This window comes from Eubacterium sp. AM05-23 (assembly GCF_003477535.1).
Classification (GTDB): Bacteria; Bacillota; Clostridia; order Eubacteriales; family Eubacteriaceae; genus Eubacterium; species Eubacterium maltosivorans.
Genome location: NZ_QUDF01000003.1, coordinates 1 through 14,819, shown reverse-complemented (window position 1 = coordinate 14,819; position 14,819 = coordinate 1). Strand labels below are relative to the sequence as shown.

Here is a 14,819-nt window from a genome sequence, read left to right as displayed (position 1 = left end):
TTTTCCTCCTTCTGGTTTTTATTTGACAATGAGCTGCCCGGCGGTGGCGGCGCTGTTCATGGGATTATGGGCGCCCTCCAGCTCGTAAGTGTTATACTGGATGAGCACGCTGTAGGTGCCGGGGTCCAGCATGGTCTCAAGCTTTGGGTTCTCGATGGCGGAGCCGGCGGGCATGAGGCCGGACTGGTAGAGCTTTCGGTTGCTTTCTTCCAGCTTGAGGGTCACCTGAAAATAACAGGGATTGCCCTCGGGGTTTTGCAGGCTCCAGTAGGTGGTGCCGTTTTTGTCGGCCTTTATGACGGTGTAGCCGGGTATGGTGATGTCCTCGTGGGGCGGGGTATCTGTGGTCTGGGTAACGATGGCGTTGGGGTCGATTTCGATTTTGGCCGGAAACCAGTCGTACCAGTTGACCGCGCACCAGGCCCCAAAGGTAAGGAGCGCAATGCCGGCTATGGCCACCGCCAGGCGTTTTAACGCCACGTTTTTGACAATGGCGGCAAAGACGTTGTCCTTCAGGCGCACATAGCCGATAACCGCCGTGGCGGGGGTAATGGCAAAGCCCCGGGTCACGGGCAGGCTGTGCCCCTGCCCGTCCTGCAGGCTCAGGCTTTCTTTTTGGGTATTTTTTTCTGCTTTCACTGCCCCGATGGCGCCAGCTACCTTGTAGCTGTGCTGGGGATACAGAGCTGCCATCTGCTTTTTGGTATAGTATCTGGTGGTAAAGCCGCTTTTTTTATGGGTATAAGCGGCGCCGTAGTTGTCTTCGTTGATGATGTTCAGTTCCACGTTTTTATCTCGTTTCTTTGGGTTCATGAGGTGGCGGCAGCGCGATTGGCGCTGCGCTGCCGCCGGAAAAAGGTAAAAAGTTTTATTATTCTACCGGCCAGGCCGGGAATAAGCGTTCCAGCGCGGCTACCAGCTCTGGGTCGTACCAGAAGCCGGCGCGCTGTTTTATTTTTTCATGCTTTTGGGCAGTGGACATCTGTGGGTTATCCATACTCAGATGATCCCAGGCGTCGGCTACAGCGCCTGCCCTTGCGATAATGGGGATATCCTCCCCATACAAATGCCCGGGACCGCCGGTGCCGTCCCACCGCTCATGATGATAGCGGCACAGATCACAGGCGATGCTGCAAAAAATGCGTTCTCTGCCGTCCAGCACTTCCTCGTAGGCGTAGGAAAACAGGGCTGCACCGCGGCTGCAGTGGGCCAGCGGGTCACTATCGCCGCTGCCTTTGCCAATGTCGTGGTAATCGCAGGGGCCGCTCTGCTCTAAGCGCCAAAGCTCCACCAGTTCTCCCCTGCCTGCCTCGATGAGCAGGGCACGGATGATTTGTCCGGTTCGCCGGTTATGCTGCTGCACATCCTTAGGGCACTGCTGTGCTGCGCGGGTTAATTCCTTGAGCATTTCTTTACGCGTTTCCTTTCCTTTTATTTTTTATTTTTTTCGGGTATCTTGTTTCTATCAAACGCCGCATAGTTCCTTACTATGCGGCGTTCATCGGCGGCACTTTAGTTTTAGAGCGCCGTCTTTTTTTCGCTTGATATTTTGTCATTTTCATCATTTCTTCTCGAATAAAATGATCACTTAAATGTAAATAAATTTCTGTTGTGGTAGCTGTTTTGCTGTGTCCCAACAGAGCGCTGATAACCTTGACAGCTACGCCGCTTTCCATAGCCCTGGTTGCAAAGCTATGCCGTAGTGAATGAAAAGTGTAGTCTTTTGAAAGTCCAAGCTCTTTCATTCTTTTTTTAAAATGTCTTTCAATGGATCGCCCGTGATAGGCAGTGCCATCTTTTTTACCGGCTACATAGGCTGCATTCTTTTTTTGTTTCAGATTCCGACTGTTATAGTAATGCTTTAAAAAAGCCGAAAATTCTGCGGTTAGGGGGATTTTTCGCAGAGCATTTTGTGTCTTTGGCTTTCCAAGATGTGCTTCAGTTTTCCGGCCCTCACCAGTCGGTATACGCTCCATGCTGTGTCTAATAACGACTAGATTTTCTTTAAAATGTACATCCTGCCATCGCAGAGCTAATACCTCAGACAGCCGCAAACCCAGATTTAAAGCCAACAGAATCGCAATATCTAAAGCATTTTCGCTCTGTTCCAAAACTTTTCCCAGTTTGTTTTGCTCCTTAATCGATAATGACTGTGCCTGGGTTTTTTCCTTTGGCGGCAAAATTATTTTTTCACACGGATTATTTTCAATCATACCCTGTCTGAGCGCTAAGTTAAAAATCGTTTTAAGGCAACGGTAAACCTCATGAATGGTTTTAGCACTATATTTTTTCTGCATATTATCAATAAATTTTTGTATCGTCTCTTTACGAATTTCCCTAACGACCATCTCGCCAAAAGCAGGACGTAAATAACCTTCAAGCAGTTGCGTATATGTTCTGATCGATTGAGCCTTTAAATGTCTCTTGCTATCCAGCCATTCATCAAAAAGTGTATTCATCGTTGTTGACAATTTAAAATGATTTATTAAAGCTTTTAGTTTGTTCATTATAATCTCCTTTATTACATAAAACTTTTGTTTTTTTAAATTAATTGATTTTCATACTAGCATTTTATCCGATTAACTGCTATAATTGGAGTCAAATAAAAAAAGCATGGCGCATAGTAAGGAACTATGCGCCATGCTTTTTATTTATTTTTAATTACTGTGTCGTCGATTTGAATACAAATGGTGTCTTATTATATGCGCTCTTGTAACTGTCTAAATTATATTCGAAAAAATCACCGCCTGTAATAAAACGAAATTTCACAAGCTTTACATTTTTTTCGAGTGCATTGGTTTCCAGATTATACACGTCTCCTCTAAAGCTCCCTGTCCCAGAGGCTCCAACAAACGCTGTAACAATCGACATAACCCAGAGCCTGTCCTCGACATTGAGGCTTTCATTTCCAATATAGAGATATTTTGTGGGCAATACCATACCGACTGCTGTCATTTCATCATACAACGTTTTATGCCCGCTGGAGGACAGGCGGTTTTTCATTGTGTTCAAAGTATCAACTGAAATGATTTTTTTATTATCCGCCTGATATGATGTGATTTTCTTATCATTTTTCAAATTATTAAAAAGAGTCTCCACTTTCATATTAAAGGTACCTGTGTATTTATCGCCTAACATTTCATGGATATCTTTTAGAGGATCAAGGGTTACTGTATTGGCTGTTTTGACGGTGTACAGCTGCTTATCCACAAGATTCCGGTCCTTGCCTGCCGGTAGCTTCAGGTTTGCCTGAAAAGTGGTCCACTTCGTGTTAATGCTGTTAAACTGATCTTTCATTTTAGCGATCTGTGCATCATACATATGGTCTTTATTATTGACATTCATATAGCACATACTGATCATATAGGCTTTGATATACATCTGGTAATTGCTTGCCCAATATTCTGATTTGGCGGTTGTTGTCTGTGATTCCCAGTTGTAGCGCCGGTTGTAAAGCGTGACGTAATCATCCAGCACACTGCCCACAACCCCCTCACCAAGGATATACTGCCCAAAGGTATAGGTATCATAGACAAAGCCTTGTCCGCCAGTAGTCGTTCCTCCTAAGATAACATTGAGCTGGTCCATAAGGTCTTTATATTCCTGCGAATCGATTGATTCTATCTTGGCTAATTGCGCCAGAATATCGTTTGTGCTGCTGGATAAAAGCCCGGCCCGGAAGTTTATAGAACGCGCGCTGTCCTGAAATTTGCTGATTTTTGATTCCAGCGTCGCATCGACTAAATAATTGACCTCATTTTGAATTTTAGTTGTCATTTTATTTATTTCCAGCGCTGACTCGCTGAGAGCGGCAATGCTGTCGCTTATGCCACTCATTGATTCTTTGCTCTCGGACATGGCCAGGGTGCCAAGCCCCAGGATACCCGCGATGCCTCCTATTGGAGCGTCCTTGGCAAAGGAGTTGACAATCGTGAGGATTTTTGACACCAGGTCGGTTGTGGAGGCCGCGCTGTTTGACGCCAGCATGTTGTCATAAACAATGACCTCATAATCGTCGGCAGCAACAGGCACACCGTAAGCGTCAATGAGGCTGCCCTCGGCCAGCACGATATTTTCATTACTGGCCCAATGGGCAAAGAATGCTCTCAGACCTTCTTCGCCTTCCTCCTCATACCACCTTTGCAGCTCTGCGTTGTCAATGGTTACCGAGAAGGTAAAGGTATTGGCGTTTTCAATTGTAACTGGCGAGATAACGGCGTCGATCAGCGTATCCTCTGTCAGGCTGACAGAGCCTGGTGTTAAGTTTACACTGCCGTTTAAAGAACTTACCCTGCCGGTGAAGACGGCTGCTGCCGTACTGGGCGACTGGGGATCTGCGGTAACGGTATCAAGCGTAAGCTCTGCTGTAATCCGCTCTTCCTCCAGCTCCAGATCCAGCTCCAGGCTGTCGCAGTTAAGTCCTGCACTGTCAATGGTCATGGTGGCCCCGTCAAGCTCGTCCAAAATCTGGCCTTTATCGGTTATACCATTCACCGTAACTTTTAAAACGCCATCTTTTTTGGCTTGGGTGGATGGAACGGTCAGGGCTACGGGCTGGATTGCTGGATTGTCAAACGAGAAGTGGGCAGCGTCGGCAGTGTCCGCAAACTCGGCGGTATCAACGCAGAATGCTATGTCTGCTGTGCCGTCATCATTAACCCGGACGTTGTCGGTTCCCTCTGCAAAATACGGCAGCGGCGCCATGACGTCGACAACAAGAACGCCGACTTTATCACCTTCCTGTTTAAAGCTGTCTTTGTCAAAGTACAGAACGCCGCAGCTTTCGTCATTTTCGTCAAGCTGACCGGACATTTTAAGACTGACTGTGTGCTCATCCAGCAAATTGATTTCATCAATACTCACACCATGAAAGGCATTTGCCAGCTCAATATCGCCGGCTGTGATTGAATCTGAAAAGGCGTCTCCCTCACTGGTTGCGACCACATTAAAGAACCTGGCATCTGCCGCGACTTCTGTTTCTGTCGTCATGGGCTCATAGTTTGCGGTGGTCACGGTAAGGGGCGCGATTTTTTCGATGGTGACGGTGGTTGTCACGTTCTGTTCTTCCCCATCTACCACCAGCTGGCTGGTTACATCGTAGGTAATATTATCGAGTGATGTGGGCAGCTCGGATTCTTCGGCTGTGGTTTCCTCCCCGGCGGCTGAGGCCGCTTTTGGAAAGGCCGCGAGTCCCAGCTGTGTTCCGATGCTCAGGCAGAGTATAAGGGACATCATCTTTTGTTTATGCCGGGTGTTTCCTTTAAAGAATATAACGCCCAGAATTAAGATTGTGAGCATCAATACTGCAAATATGGCGTGGGGCCCCTGGTACCCTGTATGCGGGTTCGACCCTTTTGTGGCTGTCAGGAGCGCTGCCTTGCTGATCTCTCCATTGCTTATCTTAAAACTGTAATTGATTTTCTGACCGCCTGCAATCTGGTCATAGGTTTTCTCGGTTGTGCTCGCATGTAAGCCATCGGGGAGGGTCGTCTTTAACGATACGTTGTAGAACCCCGCCTCTGTTGGATTGTCGAGCTCCAGGGTTGCTGTTACCTGCTCGCCGTCGTTTATGGCCCTTTTGTCAAAGGTAAGCTGTGTGGGGATCAGGTCTTTTATATAAGTGATATCAAACCCTCTGGCAAGGGTAGACGCTCCCACGAACAGCATTAGCAGTAAAGCGAGCGTCATTACGCTGATTACTCTGTATAAGGTTTTCATCATTTTTTCCTTTCCTGTTCATTCATGAACATTTTGTTTCAAACTTTTTGAAAAGTGCCGGGTAAATTGCCAGAATAAAAAATGGGACCAGAAAATTATAGATGAAGGCAGCGGCGTAGGCGTCTAAAAACAGACTGAACACATTTTTGAGAATATAGTGCAGTACGGTGATAACTGCCGCGCCGATAAGGTAGCGTCTGATTTTAACATAGAGCGTCCCATCGAGTGAAAATTTAATTTTCCTCCTCTCCACAATCCATCCAATGGCGGCGCCAAACGCAAACCCTACATTGCCAAAAACATCGGTGATCATCTTAGCCGGGTCCACCAGGAGTGTGCCGTCCACCCAGTTCTGCGGATAGCTTTTTGTCATTGCGTAGATAATGATCAAGACGCCACAGGTTAGTATGGCTGCCATCACCCAAATATCTTTCTCTGGGTTTTTTTCTAAGTAATTATTTAATACATAACCCATCAGCAAGATGACCAGAAATGCACTGCCAAATCCTACCAATACATCCTGCGGCGTGTGAACGCCCAGGAAATTCCGTGACAGCATGACTAAAAAGACGACGCTGAATAAAAACACGACAACAAAACGGTATTTCCTAAAATACAGGGCCAGTGAGCCGTAATAGCAGGTCGCTTTTGTTGAGTGCCCACTTGGAAAGGAGTAGCCTGTGGCAGTGGTTTTAGCGCCTGCGATGGGCTCGATTCCCGGGTCTCTTATCCACGGTCTGTAAACACAAAAGCTGATTTTTAATACACTGTTGACTAATCCCCCCACGCCTTCTGCCAGACACATATATGTTCCGGCTTTTTTGTTAAAACACCAGTACACTGCTGCCATCAGCAAAACGGGTATGAAGGATTCTCCCAGGGTTGTGATGAATGAAAAGAAGTCGTTAAAGACGCCCTCTGAATAAAACCGGAAGTTCTGTAACACAAGTAAATATTGAATATCCATGCTGCCTCCTGTCCTTATGATCGCTCATTTTGTAAATAATGCGCTTCTAAATAGCGCACAAACAATACCTCTACAATAGTGAAAAACGGTGCGCAGAGGTAGCCGTCTGTTTTCTGGCTCTTACCTTTTATAATACGGTGATTATAAAAATAAAGGTGCTCATCACTGAGCTTTTCCAGCTCATTATCCTCATAGGAGGTAATGGATAATATGGATGTCCCTTTATTTTTTATCCCGCGCACCAAATTGTTTACCGGCCGGTTGTCGCCGGACAGGGAAAAAACGATCAGGGTATCCTCCTTTTTCAGGAGCTCTGTCATTGTTTCCAGTTCTGTTTTACTCTCAATGACAAAGGCACGCTTCTGCAGTATGAAGAAAAGGCGCTTCAGCTCTTTAGCCGCGTGCCGCTGTACTTCTCCGGTTCCAAATATAAATATCCGGCCGGGGCAGTCGAACAGCTCGAAGGTTTTTGTCAGATCAAGATTTTTTAAGTAGTCTAAGGTCAGATAATAATCCTGATAGGTACGGTTAAGCAGGTTGACGGCCAAAACATCGTTTGTCTGCTCCTGCCATTTTAAAATAACCCTTAGCTCCCCATAGCCATCCATTCCCAGCTTTTTGCAAAAGCTCAGGATCGAATTGTTTGAAACGCTGCACCTTTCTGCCAGCTCACTGAGTGAATACTGAGGACATTCTTTCATATGTTTATAAATATACTGCCATATGTGATGGTCGGTTTCGCTAAAGTTTTCATAGTGCTGATTGATTAATTGATTAATATCCATATCACTGCTCCTTGCGAGAACGGTATTCCAAATATTTTAGAAACAGCATCTCAATCAATATAAAAAAGCTGGTAACGGATGTATATGAAACATCGAGGTCATCTTTTTTTATGACCAGCCCTGACGTATATAAATTAACGGTGCTGAGCTTTGCCAGCTCGTTTTCGTGAAGGGTGGTGATCGAGACAACGGGTACATTACGGATTTTCAGCGCACGGGCGAATTCTACCACCTCTGGCGATTCCCCGCTGTATGAGACCATAAACATCACGTCCCCTGGGGTGAGCTTTTCGATCATCCGGTTTGTCTCTGCGTTGCCGTTGATCTCATAAAATATCCGTTTTGCTGAGACAAAAATCCGGGTCATTTCATGGGCAACGGTGCTTTGCAGGATTCCGGAGCTGTAAATATACAGGTTCTCCGCACCGTCGATCAGCTCAAAAATAGCGTCACAGTTCTGCTCCACGACGCGGTGGACCACCTCATTATAAAGGCTGATCACCTTTTTCATACTGCTGTAATCCTCTTTCGGCATCTGGCTGTCCTGTATCAGGGTCACCTTGAATTCACTAAAGCCGTTAAATCCAATTTTATGGACAAACCGTGATAATGTCGTTCGGGAGACATGACACCGGCTGGACATTTCGGTGATTGTCAAGCTTTTGCATGCCTCTCTGTTTGATTTTATGTACTTCCAGATATATAAGTCGTTTTCGTTGAGATTATGGTAGTACTTGTTTATATGTTCATCAAGTTTCATTTTTTCCTCATCTGTTTGTGTGATTAAGTTAGCTCTGGCCAGTAGCCTTGATTGGCCTGAATAAATTCGTCTAATATGATTTTTGCCACTGCGGCGCTCGGAACGGTCTTGGAAAGGGTCAGGGCCTGCCATAATTTCTGGTAGCTGCCTTCAATCCAGGCGTCCACCACCAGCTGCTCCACACTGACCTGCTGCTCCATCATTCCTTTTTGAAAGCGCGGGATTCTTCCCTGACATATTTTTTCGTAACCGTTTTTTCCAACAATGCAGGGGATTTCCACCATGGCGCTTCGTTCAAAATTCTCGATGGCGCCTTCATTTGGAACGATGAGTAAAAACCGTTCCAGGGTGTTTTCCGCAATCGCCCGGGCCAGGTCGACAATATAGGTCGCGTGGGCGTCTGCCTCAAAGCCACTGCCGATGCTGCTTCCCTTTTCGATAATCTCACGGCAGACGCTGAATATCTTCTTTTCACGCCCGTCAATGACTTCATTTGCTCTGGTATATTCCGGGTCCAGCCCAGCCGCGATCTCATAAGGAAACAAATAATACTTCAGATAAGTATTTGGGATTGTCTCTGGGTCGATCGCGTAAACTTCTCTGGCCATTTTAAAGGTGTGGGCCCAGCTGTCATCGACATGCTGCTCTGCACTGACTGGAAAGCCATTTTCCGCAATGTATGCTCTGATGACAGGCATCAGGTCGTTGCCTGCTTTGTCATAGATCTGGTGCCACCATCCAAAATGGTTCAGTCCATAGTAACCAACCTGCATCTCCTTACGTGATTTAAGCCCTGCGATCCCTGCCATTTTTTCTTCAAGATCGATTGGCATGTCACAAATGTTTAAAATTTTTGATTTTGGCCTCAGACGATGGGTGGCCTCTGCTACAATGGCCGCCGGATTTGAATAATTCAGCATCCAGGCCTCTGGCGAATACGCTTCCATATAGTCCAAAATCTCAAGGACGCCGCCGATGGAGCGCATCCCATAGGCGATCCCGCCAGGGCCGCAGGTTTCCTGCCCGACAACGCCGTATTTTAAAGGAATTTTTTCATCCTTTTCGCGCATGGCGTATTTTCCAACACGGATATGTGCCAGCACAAAATCGATTTCTGTAAAGGCTTCTCTCGGATCGTCGGTATAGCCAAACTCAATTTCCGGCGCGTTTTCGCGGAGGTAAATCCCACAGGCTTCTGCGATTACTTTCTGTCTCCCGGGGTCGTTGTCATAGAGCATGATTTTCCTTATTGGAAAACGGCTGCTTTCTTTTAACAGCATCAGGACAATGCCCGGTGTAAAAGTACTGCCCCCGCCTGCTACTGTAACTGCGTATTTTTGTGTCATTGCTTTATCCTCCTGTGTCTATAATAGATGTTCAAACTGCTCTCGGAATTTCGCAACGGACAGTCCTATAATGACCTGCACCGATTTACCGCTCACGATGCAGCCGTGTGTTCCGAGCGCCTTGAAAGCCTGGTCGCCCAGCACCACTTTTGGGTCTTTAATATTCACTCTGAGCCGCGTCGCACAATTCGTAACGTCGATGATGTTTTCTTTTCCTCCCAGTGCCTCAAGCACTTTTTGCACAATAAGGCTTTCCTCATCACTTTTACTTGCCCTGTAGTCTGATTTGGAATAGAATTTGACGGTTTCTTCATCCTGGCGCCCTGGTGTTTTAAGATTAAGCTTGAGGATCATAAAACGAAACACAACAAACCAGATTCCGGTAAAAACAAGCCCCACTGCAAACAGGAGCAGGTATTGCTGCCAGTGGCTTCCCATGAGTGGAATCCAGTTAAAGGAAGCCATCTCAATAAGCCCCCCGGAGAAGATTCCGGTTATTCCCAGCAGGTTTATCACCATGGCCAGCAGCGCCGATAATACGGCGTGCACAACGAATAAAACAGGGGCGATAAATAAAAATGTGAATTCAATGGGTTCTGTCACTCCGCACAAAACAGCGGTCAGTGTTATTGTAATCAGCAGAGCCAGCAAACGTTTCCTGTTCTGTGGCTTCGCTGTGAAATAAAAGGCCAATGCAATCCCCGGACAGCCGAATATCTTTGAAAATCCTGTGGCTGTATAGGAGGCCCACGGCGCCAACTCCTTTAATGCTTCTGTCGACGCCGCGAGTTGAGGGAGCTGTGTGGCCCAGTAAGAATAAATTCCTCCGTTAACGACCACATTGTCAAAGTAAAAAGAGGAGTAAAGCAGATGGTGGAGGCCAAAGGGTATCAGCAGTTTTTCCAAAAATACAAACAAGCCCACACCTAAGGTGCCTGCTCCCAGTACAAACTGCTGAAGGGCGCTCATTAAAAGCTGAACCTGAGGCCATATAAGGATCGCTAAGACTGCCACTGGCAGCATTGCGAAGAAGCCAATCATAAATACAAAGGTAGAACCGCTGAAAATGCCCAGCCATTCCGGAAGCTCTTTTTCATAAAAACGGTTGTGCAGGAATATGACAAGCGCCGAAATTCCCAATGCACCAAACATCCCCATATCGAGGGTCTCGATACCGGCAATCTGGGTTAAATGGCTTCCGCCTTCTGCCTGCGCTGTCAGATCGATGCCAAGGTCTGCTCCCCACTGGGAGAGCATGACTGAGACAAAATAGTTGAAGGTTAAATAGAGTACCAGCGCTTCCATACAACAGCGCGCATTTTGTTTTTTGGCGAGACCGATGGGCAGCGCCACCACGAACAAAAGCGGAAGCTGCCGGAATACGGTCCAGCCGCCCTGAAGCACGACATTCCAGCACTTAAACCAGAGGCTTTCCGGGCTTGCCAGCTCACCAAAAATGGCCTGAGTGGTAAAAAGTGTTCCTATGCCGACGACAATTCCGGCAAAGGCAAAGAGCAAAACGGGTGTAAACATTGCCCCGCCAAATTTCTGAATTTTCTGCATCATGATTTTTCCCTCCCAGTCTCTTGATAACGATTATTTTATCTGTTTTTATCTTAACAGCTTCATTTGAAGGTTACAATCAATCTGCCTTATTCTGGAAATTCGATCATCATTCTGTTTTCTGCACCAAAAGCTGTGAATTTTCCCAACAGAACGCTGTGATTAATTCTGCTGTAAGCTGTCATCCTTCTTTGTGATATTTTGACCACACCTGTGTGGTATCCTCTATGTCCAGAAGCTTCGGATTAAAAACAGGCTCGATAATGCCCGCCTTCTTTTGTATTTCATAGTCCTTCATAATCTTTACAACCTGATTTGAAAGGAGCAGTATCACAATAATATTGATCCATGCCATGCAGGCCACGCCAATATCCATGACATTCCAAAGCATTGACGAGTCTGCGATACCGCCAATAAAAATAGCGGCTAAAAAAGCAAAGCGTAAGATGGTTCTCCCCAGGGTTCCAACGTTTCTAAATAAATACCGGACATTGCTCTCGATCTGGTAATAATATCCGAGCAGGGTTGTCAACGCGAACAGTGCTATAATGACGCTCAGAATTTTGCCCTCCCACGGAATGGTGTGAGGCGTCAGGTTATTCAGCGCTGTCTGTACCCAGAGGGCTCCCTGCTCAAGATTAGGCGCGCCCTGCACAAGCATCGCGCCTGTGCTCTCATCCACAACGTTATAAATCCCGGACAAAAGAATGACCAGGCCTGAGATTGTGCAGACGATAAAAATACTCAGATAAATGGACAGAGCCTGAATGAGCCCCTGCTTGGCCGGATGCGTCGCTTCTGCCGCCGCTGCCATAATACCGCCGGAGCCATAGCCCGCATCGGTCGAAAATATCCCGCGCCTTACGCCCCACGAAACCGCCGAGCCCAGAATGCCGCCAAAAATGGCGTGCGCTCCAAAGGCAGAGGTGAAAATCACTGAGAACACATCTGGCACCTTTGTAATGTTTTGAATAATGACAGCAATACCAAATAACAGGTAAATGGCGCACATAAAGGGTGCCATGCCTTCGGCCACACGCCCGATACGCTTAATTCCGCCCCAGATAATAATTCCTATTAAGGCGGTGCCGATGATGGCGGTAACGAGTGTGTTCACACCATAGGCGTTATCCAGCGTGGTGACGATCGCGTCCATCTGGATACCGGGCATGAGTATTCCTATTCCCAAAATCAGTATTATGGCGAATATTTTTGCTAAAGGTTTACACTTCAAGCCCCGCTCAATATAAAAGGCCGGTCCGCCTAGGTATTCGCTGCCTGTTTTAATCTTGTAAGCCTGGCCCAGCACAGCTTCTGCCAGAGCTGTACAGGTAGCAAAAAATCCAAAAGCCCAAATCCAGAAAAGGGCGCCTGGTCCCCCAAAATAAATGGCTGTCGCGACTCCTGCGATATTCCCAACGCCGACACGTGCTCCAAGGGCTGTGGCAAATGCCTGAAATGGTGTAATCCCATCACTTGTGTCTCCATTCCCTTTAAGCACCCTGATCATCTCCTTAAAAAAACGAAGCTGCGGAAACTTCAGACGGACTGAAAAATAAATACCAGCACCCATTAAGAGGATCACAAGAATATTACTCCAAACGACATTTTTGATTACTTCTGTTATTGCAACGAAATTTTCCATTGTTTTTCTCCTAGTCCAAAATTGTAAGTCCACATAGGGGTAGCCTTATGTGGACTTACCTGTGTCTTTCCAATGATAAAGGTTAACGCTTCGAACGCTTTCTCTGGAATAATACAATCACCAAAACACCACAAATCAGCAATATTATCACTACAGGGATGTAGGTGCTGCCCTGTATTCCGGTGCCTGCACTGCTGCTGCCTGCATTAGCGCTGCTGTCTGCCGCATTGGAATCGGCATGTGCTGATGCTGTTACCTTAATAGGCACCTGGGCAGAATGGATACCGTTATCGGCTAAAAGGGTGTGATCCCCTGCTTCAACATCAGAGGGCATCTGGAAGATAAACAGGACCTCGCCCTGGGCATCGGCGTGCATCCGCCCGACTTCCTTTGGCGTAGAATGTACTGTAAAAACAATTTCTGCGTCTGGCTCAAAATCGGCGCCTGTCACTGTGATGGTATCCCCATGTGTGCTCACATTCTGGTTTAGGGTGATGTTTGGTGTTCTTAAACGCCACTGGGCGTATAAAAGAACGGTATCATCATCCGCAGCGGTCAGGTTCTTCACGCTTTCTCCCTCTGCATATCCGGTTCCCTGGCCATCGGCCCGGGTATTCCAGCCCATAAAGGCGTAGCTGGTTTTAGTATAGCCATTGGCGGGCAGTTCCATCGCTTGATCATAGGTCATTACCTGATCTGGTGTTTTGCCGCCATCGGCGCTGTTGCCGTCGAATCTGACAGTGTAGCTGTTGGCACGCCACTGGGCGTACAGAGTCACTGTTTCTCCCTCATTTGGAGAGAGGTTGACGACGCTTTGCTCATCGGTAAAAGTGGTTCCGCCCCCATCGGCCTGGGTATTCCAGCCGGTGAAGGTATAGCCAGTTTTAGTGTAGCCATTGACGGTCAGGTTCACTGCCTGATCATAAGTCATGACCTGATCCTGCGTGCTGCCGCTGTCGGCGGTGTTGCCATCAAATTTGATGGTATAGTTATTGGCTCGCCACTGGGCGTACAGGGTAACGGTTTCGCCTTCGATGGCCGTCAGATTTATCACATTCTTTCCATTCGTGTAGGCAATTCCCCCACCATCCTGCTGGGCATTCCAGCCGGTAAAGGTATAGCCGGTTTTGGTGTAGCCGTTAGGCGTCAGGTTGGCCGCATGATCATAGGTCATGGCCTGATCCTGCGTGCTGCCGCCGTCTGCGGTGTTGCCATCGAACTTGATGGTGTAAGTGTTGGCACGCCACTGAGCGTACAGGGTAACTGTTTCACCCTCGGCAGCCGTCAGATTGATGACATTTTGTCCATCGGTATAGGCTGTTCCTTTACCATCGGTCTGGGTATTCCAGCCGGTAAAGGTGTAGCCGGTTTTAGTATAACCATTGATGGTCAGATTCGCTTCCGTGTCATAGGTCATGCTCTGGTCGCTTGTGTCTCCGCCGTCTGCGGTGTTGCCGTCAAATCTTATGGTGTAGCTGTTGGTACGCCACTGGGCATACAGGGTTACCATTCCTCCTTCTTCCGGGGTCAGATTGATGACATTTTGTCCATCGGCATAGATAGTTCCTTTGCCATCCTGCTGGGTGCTCCAGCCTGTAAAGGTATAACCAGTTTTAGTATAGCCGTTAATGCTCAGACTGGTTTCGATGTCATAAATCATAGGCTGGTCAGGCATATTGCCGTCGTCGGCCGTATTACCATCAAATTTGATGGTATAGTTATTGGCTCGCCACTGGGCATACAGGGTGACGGTTTCGCCTTCGATGGCCGTCAGATTTATCACATTCTGTCCATTGGTATAGGCCGTTCCTCCACCATCCTGCTGGGTGTTCCAGCCGGTAAAGGTGTAGCCGGTTTTAGTATAGCCATTGATCGTCAGGTCTGCTGCCTGATCATAGGTCATGGCCTGATCCTGCGTACTGCCGCCATCGGCGGTGTTGCCATCAAATTTGATGGTATAGTTGTTGGCCCGCCACTGGGCGTACAGCGTGACTGTTTCGCCCTCAATGGCTGTAAGGTTTACGACCTCCTGCCC

Annotated in this window: 11 protein-coding genes; all 11 read right to left on the bottom strand. The window is 47.3% G+C overall.

All coding sequences use genetic code 11. The features are described from left to right. Positions 1 to 18: 18 nt before the first annotated feature. Positions 19 to 813, bottom strand: coding sequence for a hypothetical protein (locus tag DW091_RS04125; protein WP_158577822.1), 795 nt, complete (start codon positions 811 to 813; stop codon positions 19 to 21). A 58-nt stretch (positions 814 to 871) separates the two neighbouring features. Next, positions 872 to 1,408, bottom strand: a complete 537-nt coding sequence (locus DW091_RS04120; RefSeq protein ID WP_118517473.1) for an HD domain-containing phosphohydrolase — start codon at positions 1,406 to 1,408, stop codon at positions 872 to 874. Positions 1,409 to 1,487: 79 nt separating this feature from the next. After that, positions 1,488 to 2,507, bottom strand: a complete 1,020-nt coding sequence (locus tag DW091_RS04115; RefSeq protein WP_118517472.1) for a site-specific integrase — start codon at positions 2,505 to 2,507, stop codon at positions 1,488 to 1,490. 154 nt (positions 2,508 to 2,661) lie between these two features. Continuing rightward, entirely contained in the window at positions 2,662 to 5,721 is a 3,060-nt protein-coding gene (locus tag DW091_RS04110) for a hypothetical protein (RefSeq protein ID WP_118517471.1), read from the bottom strand. A 19-nt stretch (positions 5,722 to 5,740) separates the two neighbouring features. Then, a complete protein-coding gene (locus DW091_RS04105; RefSeq protein ID WP_118517470.1) occupies positions 5,741 to 6,685 on the bottom strand; it encodes a phosphatase PAP2 family protein in 945 nt (314 codons plus the stop codon). Between the two features lie 14 nt (positions 6,686 to 6,699). After that, positions 6,700 to 7,470: a MurR/RpiR family transcriptional regulator gene (locus DW091_RS04100; protein WP_118517469.1), complete on the bottom strand. Its 771-nt coding sequence runs from the start codon at positions 7,468 to 7,470 to the stop codon at positions 6,700 to 6,702. A 1-nt stretch (position 7,471) separates the two neighbouring features. Continuing rightward, positions 7,472 to 8,230 (bottom strand): MurR/RpiR family transcriptional regulator, encoded by a 759-nt coding sequence (locus DW091_RS04095; RefSeq protein WP_058693709.1) that lies wholly within the window; start codon positions 8,228 to 8,230, stop codon positions 7,472 to 7,474. 23 nt (positions 8,231 to 8,253) lie between these two features. Beyond that, positions 8,254 to 9,576, bottom strand: coding sequence for a 6-phospho-alpha-glucosidase (locus DW091_RS04090; protein ID WP_118517468.1), 1,323 nt, complete (start codon positions 9,574 to 9,576; stop codon positions 8,254 to 8,256). A gap of 18 nt (positions 9,577 to 9,594) precedes the next feature. Then, entirely contained in the window at positions 9,595 to 11,142 is a 1,548-nt protein-coding gene (locus DW091_RS04085) for an alpha-glucoside-specific PTS transporter subunit IIBC (protein WP_118517467.1), read from the bottom strand. Between the two features lie 178 nt (positions 11,143 to 11,320). Further along, on the bottom strand, positions 11,321 to 12,784 hold the full coding sequence (locus DW091_RS04080; RefSeq protein ID WP_118517466.1) for an alanine/glycine:cation symporter family protein: 1,464 nt from the start codon (positions 12,782 to 12,784) through the stop codon (positions 11,321 to 11,323). 82 nt (positions 12,785 to 12,866) lie between these two features. Next, a partial coding sequence (locus DW091_RS04075) for an InlB B-repeat-containing protein (protein ID WP_147365272.1) occupies positions 12,867 to 14,819 on the bottom strand: 1,953 nt, incomplete at its 5' end.

Coding starts and splice junctions, on each gene's coding strand:
- DW091_RS04125 (WP_158577822.1), bottom strand. CDS start 813: ATGAACCCAAAGAAACGAGATAAAAACGTGGAACTGAACATCATCAAC.
- DW091_RS04120 (WP_118517473.1), bottom strand. CDS start 1,408: ATGCTCAAGGAATTAACCCGCGCAGCACAGCAGTGCCCTAAGGATGTG.
- DW091_RS04115 (WP_118517472.1), bottom strand. CDS start 2,507: ATGAACAAACTAAAAGCTTTAATAAATCATTTTAAATTGTCAACAACG.
- DW091_RS04110 (WP_118517471.1), bottom strand. CDS start 5,721: ATGATGAAAACCTTATACAGAGTAATCAGCGTAATGACGCTCGCTTTA.
- DW091_RS04105 (WP_118517470.1), bottom strand. CDS start 6,685: ATGGATATTCAATATTTACTTGTGTTACAGAACTTCCGGTTTTATTCA.
- DW091_RS04100 (WP_118517469.1), bottom strand. CDS start 7,470: ATGGATATTAATCAATTAATCAATCAGCACTATGAAAACTTTAGCGAA.
- DW091_RS04095 (WP_058693709.1), bottom strand. CDS start 8,230: ATGAAACTTGATGAACATATAAACAAGTACTACCATAATCTCAACGAA.
- DW091_RS04090 (WP_118517468.1), bottom strand. CDS start 9,576: ATGACACAAAAATACGCAGTTACAGTAGCAGGCGGGGGCAGTACTTTT.
- DW091_RS04085 (WP_118517467.1), bottom strand. CDS start 11,142: ATGATGCAGAAAATTCAGAAATTTGGCGGGGCAATGTTTACACCCGTT.
- DW091_RS04080 (WP_118517466.1), bottom strand. CDS start 12,784: ATGGAAAATTTCGTTGCAATAACAGAAGTAATCAAAAATGTCGTTTGG.